This window comes from Kitasatospora sp. NPDC057500 (assembly GCF_042802195.1).
GTDB lineage: Bacteria > Actinomycetota > Actinomycetes > Streptomycetales > Streptomycetaceae > Kitasatospora.
Genome location: NZ_JBHVER010000352.1, coordinates 1 through 4,681, shown reverse-complemented (window position 1 = coordinate 4,681; position 4,681 = coordinate 1). Strand labels below are relative to the sequence as shown.

5 protein-coding genes are annotated in these 4,681 nt (G+C 73.5%); 3 read left to right on the top strand and 2 right to left on the bottom strand.

Features of this window, described 5'->3' with window-relative positions; all coding sequences use genetic code 11:
- Positions 1 to 51: 51 nt before the first annotated feature.
- Complete coding sequence (locus ACFU74_RS36160; protein WP_380764373.1) at positions 52 to 774, bottom strand: DedA family protein; 723 nt, start codon at positions 772 to 774, stop codon at positions 52 to 54.
- 363 nt (positions 775 to 1,137) lie between these two features.
- Between ACFU74_RS36160 and fbaA the strand changes: the two genes are divergently transcribed.
- The 3 genes from fbaA to ACFU74_RS36145 all read left to right on the top strand — a co-directional run bounded on the left by fbaA (position 1,138) and on the right by ACFU74_RS36145 (position 3,830).
- Positions 1,138 to 2,160: a class II fructose-bisphosphate aldolase gene (gene fbaA / locus ACFU74_RS36155; protein WP_380764372.1), complete on the top strand. Its 1,023-nt coding sequence runs from the start codon at positions 1,138 to 1,140 to the stop codon at positions 2,158 to 2,160.
- A gap of 56 nt (positions 2,161 to 2,216) precedes the next feature.
- Positions 2,217 to 2,630 (top strand): DUF3151 domain-containing protein, encoded by a 414-nt coding sequence (locus tag ACFU74_RS36150; protein WP_376086751.1) that lies wholly within the window; start codon positions 2,217 to 2,219, stop codon positions 2,628 to 2,630.
- 378 nt (positions 2,631 to 3,008) lie between these two features.
- A complete protein-coding gene (locus ACFU74_RS36145; RefSeq protein WP_380764371.1) occupies positions 3,009 to 3,830 on the top strand; it encodes a DUF3152 domain-containing protein in 822 nt (273 codons plus the stop codon).
- A 26-nt stretch (positions 3,831 to 3,856) separates the two neighbouring features.
- Here the strand turns inward: ACFU74_RS36145 and ACFU74_RS36140 are convergent, their stop codons facing one another.
- Positions 3,857 to 4,669 carry a sterol carrier family protein gene (locus ACFU74_RS36140; protein WP_380764370.1) on the bottom strand — a complete coding sequence of 271 codons (813 nt, stop codon included), beginning with the start codon at positions 4,667 to 4,669 and terminating at the stop codon, positions 3,857 to 3,859.
- Positions 4,670 to 4,681: the final 12 nt, after the last annotated feature.

Sequence of the window (4,681 nt, the reverse complement as noted above, 5' to 3'; positions counted from 1 at the left end):
GTGTTTCACGTGAAACACACCGGCCCCGGCCGTCGTACGGGAACGGGGGGCTCAGTCGCGCCGGTGGCGGCCGCCGCCGGCCTGGACGGCCTCGCCGCCCTCGGCGGCCTGCGCGCCGCCCGCCTTCTTCTTCTTGCGCTCGCGCAGCACCTCGAAGATCATCGGCGAGATCGAGAGCAGCACGATCAGCAGCACCGCCGGGATCAGGTACTTGTCGATCACCGGGGCGAGCGCGTCGCCGAAGAAGTAGCCGATCAGCAGCATCGACTCGGTCCACAGGACGCCGCCGACCACGTTCCAGAGGAAGAAGGTCTTGGCCGGCATCTCCAGGGTGCCCGCGACCGGGTTCAGGAAGGTCCGGACGATCGGCATGAAGCGGGCGAGCACGACGGCCTTGCCGGGGCCGAAGCGGTTGAAGTACTCCTCGGCCTTCAGCACGTACTCGCGCTTGAAGATCTTCGATTCGGGCTTGTCGAACATCCTCGGTCCGACCTTCACGCCGATCTGGTGCCCGAGCTGGGCACCGACGATCGCCGCGATCGGGGCCCCGATCAGCAGGGTCGCGAGCGGCAGCCGCGCACCGTCGCCGAGGACCGACGACGCGGCGCTGGAGGAGGCCACGCCGGCGATGATGAGCAGCGAGTCACCCGGGAAGAAGAACCCGACCAGGAGGCCGGTCTCCGCGAAGATGATCGCGATCAGCCCGATGGCACCGAGGGACGAGATCAGTGATTTGGCGTCGAGCAGATTGACGGCCAGCTGGTTGTAGTCCACACGGCGCAGGATAGCGGGCCCGTCTTCGCCGGGGCTTCGCACCGGGGGGCGAGCGGGCGGTCATCCTTTCGTCGCACATCGCCTCCACCCCACCGGACGCCTCCCGCCGCCTCCCCGGGCCCGCCGTCCCGACTGGCGGGCCGCATGGTGGAGCCGGTGGGCATTCTGGGAAGATGGCACCGGCGTCCGGCCCGCAGCGGCGAACACCCTCATCGCCGCCCCGCGGCCGCTGCCCCGAACCTCGGTACCGGTCCGCCGCACGCAGAGCCGCGCACCGGCCCCGGTACCCCGGAGTCGTCAAAAGGCGTACACAGCGTCGGACAGCACCGTCCGTACGCCGCAAACCCACAGGAGCGGATTCGCATGGCCATCGCAACTCCCGAGGTCTACAACGAGATGCTGGACCGGGCCAAGGCGGGCAAGTTCGCCTACCCGGCGATCAACGTGACCTCGTCGCAGACCCTGCACGCCGCGCTCCGCGGCTTCGCCGAGGCCGAGAGTGACGGCATCATCCAGATCTCGACCGGCGGCGCGGAGTTCCTGGGCGGCCAGCACAACAAGGACATGGTGACCGGCGCGGTCGCGCTCGCCGAGTTCGCGCACATCGTCGCCGCCAAGTACGACATCACCGTCGCGCTGCACACCGACCACTGCCCCAAGGACAAGCTGGACGGCTACGTCCGCCCGCTGCTGGCGGTCTCCGCCGAGCGCGTGGCCAAGGGCCAGAACCCGCTCTTCCAGTCGCACATGTGGGACGGCTCCGCCGAGACCCTGAGCGACAACCTGGCGATCGCCCAGGAGCTGCTCGCCCAGGCCGCCGCCGCCAAGATCATCCTTGAGGTCGAGATCACCCCGACCGGCGGCGAGGAGGACGGCGTCACCCACGAGATCAACGACGAGCTGTACACCACCGTCAACGACGCCGTCCGCACCGCCGAGGCGCTGGGCCTGGGCGAGAAGGGCCGCTACCTGCTGGCCGCCTCCTTCGGCAACGTGCACGGCGTCTACAAGCCGGGCAACGTCGTGCTGAAGCCGGAGCTGCTGCGCGAGCTCCAGGACGCGATCGGCAAGCAGTACGGCAAGACCGACCCGTTCGACTTCGTCTTCCACGGCGGCTCCGGCTCCAGCACCGAGGAGATCGCCACCGCGCTGGAGAACGGCGTCGTGAAGATGAACCTGGACACCGACACCCAGTACGCCTTCACCCGCCCGGTCGCCGGCCACATGTTCGCCAACTACGACGGCGTGCTGAAGGTCGACGGCGAGGTCGGCAAGAAGAACACCTACGACCCGCGCACCTGGGGCAAGCTCGCCGAGGCCGGCATGGCCTCCCGCGTGGTCGAGGCCGCCCAGCAGCTGCGCTCGGCCGGCAACCGCCTGAAGTAGTCCCCGCGCCCGTACGCGGTCCTGCGTCCATGCCCCCCGGTGGTTCACTGGGGGGCATGACCATTCACGAGAACCTCCTCGGGGGTCCGCCCCCGACGCACCTGCCCGCCGAGCCCGCTCCGCTGGAGCTGCTGGCCGGCGGCGCCTCCCCGGCCGAGGTCGCGGCGAAGTTCCCGACCTCCTCGTTGGCCTGGGCCCAGCTCGCCGACGACGCCTACGCGGCCGGCCGGGTCGTGGAGTCCTACGCCTACGCCCGCACCGGCTACCACCGCGGACTGGACGCGCTGCGGCGCAGCGGCTGGAAGGGCCACGGCCCGGTGCCGTGGGAGCACGAGCCGAACCGCGGCTTCCTGCGGGCGCTGCACGCGCTCGGCCGGGCCGCCGCCGCGATCGAGGAGAAGGAGGAGGCGGAGCGCTGCACGCAGTTCCTGCGGGACAGCTCGCCGACCGCCGCCGCCACCCTGGGCTGACCTCCGCCCGGGTGACCTGACCATCCGCCGACGCCGCCCCCACCGCCCGTACTCGGACGGTGGGGGCGGTTTCCGTTCGGTACGTACACACAAAGCCCGTGGACATTCACCACTTCGCCATGCCAGGGTGGGCCCGCGAGGGGGAGCGCACGTCAGTTCGAGGGTTCGCGGCCCCGCCGGTCGACAGAGAGCCCCAGCGTGCCCGCACCAAGCCCCGCCCGCCGATCCCGTACCGCAGCGCGTCCCGGGCCCGGCCCGTCCGGCCGCGCGACCGGGGGAACGCGCCGTCGGTCCCCCGCCGGACCGGCCCCCCGCACCGGCACCCGGGCGGCCTCCCGCCGCCGCCGGCGCCCGCCGCGCCGCCGGCTCGGCCCCGGCATGCTCGCCGCCCTGGTCACCGCGGTGGCCATCCTCGGCGGCACGCTCCTCGTCCTGCACCGCCCCGACGCGCTGCCCGGCGCCGACCGGACCGCCCAGGCCCGGGTCGCCCCGCCCGAGGGCGCCACGACGCCGCCGGCCCACACCCCGGCACCGGCCGTCGCCACGGCGCCGCCACCGGCCGAGACCCCGCCCCCGGAGGCCGTCCCCCCCACCGCCACCGCCACCACCGCGCAGCCGGGTGCCCCGGGGAGCGCCCCCGCCAAGGGCAACGGCACCTTCACCGTCGTCCCGGGCTCCGCCGACCCGGTCGGCAAGGGCCGGATCCGCCGCTACCGGGTCGAGGTCGAGGACGGCATCGGCGTCGACGCGGCCGTCTCCGCCACGCAGATCCAGGGCATCCTGGCCGACAAGCGCGGCTGGACCAACGACCGGCGCAACGGCTTCCAACGGGTCGCCGACGGGGCCTACGACTTCACCGTGAAGATCGCCTCCCCCGCCACCGTGGACAGGATCTGCGGCGCCGCCGGACTCGACACCCACGGCGAGGTGAACTGCAACGTCGGCAACCAGGTGCTGGTCAACGTCAAGCGCTGGACCACCGGCTCACCCCAGTTCGACGGTCCGATCGACGAGTACCGGGCGCTGGTGATCAACCACGAGGTCGGCCACCGGATCGGCCACGGCCACGAGACCTGCCCCGGCCCCGGCAAGCCGGCGCCCGCGATGATGCAGCAGATCTACGGGCTCAAGGGCTGCACGCCCAACGCCTGGCCGTACGGCGCCGACGGCGGCTACCTGAGCGGCCCCTCGGTCCCCTGAACCGGCCCGCGCCGGGACGGGGCCGCTCAGCCCAGCAGCGGCAGGTACGCCCGCAGGTCGCTGCGCTCGCCGCTCGCGGACAGCGCGGCGGCGTCGGCCGCCTCCGCCCAGCCGGTACGGCCGGTGGCCAGCCGGATCCAGGTCAGCGGGTCGGTCTCCACCACGTTCGGCGGGGTGCCCCGGGTGTGCCGGGGCCCCTCGACGGCCTGCACCACCGCGTACGGCGGCACCCGCAGCTCGACCGCGCCGCCGGGCACCCGGTCGGCGAAGGCGTCGGCGAGCAGCCGGGTGACGGCCGCCACCGCCTGCTTGTCGTGCGGGAACGGCTCCGCGCCGAGCGCGGCGGCCAGGTCGTCGGCGTGCACCACCGTCTCGACCAGCCGGGTCACCAGGAACTCGGTGAGCGGCATCGGGCCGAACCGCATGGCCACCGGCCGGGCGGGCGCGTCGTCCGCCACCGCGTCCAACGCGGCCCGCGCGGCGTCCACCGAGCGGTCGAAACGGGCGGCCACCGCCTCGGGCGGGCCGGCGAACTCCTCGGCCGCGAACCCCGTCACGTCCCTGTCGACCGCCTCGGCGACCGTCCCGGTCAGCTCCGTGAACCGGGCCAGGGTGACCGGCGGCCCGACCGGCACCGGGGCGTCCAGCTGCCCCGGCAGCCGGTCCAGCACCAGGCTCAGATGGGCCACCAGTTCGCGCACCCGCCACTCCCCCAGCCGGGTCGGCCGGTCCAGGTCGGCGGCGGTCAGCCGGTGCACGGCCGCGCGCAGGCTCTCGAACTGCGCCGCCAGCGCGGCGCGCGTCCTGGCGGGCTGGTAGATGCGGGACTTGGCAGGCATGGGCCCCAACAT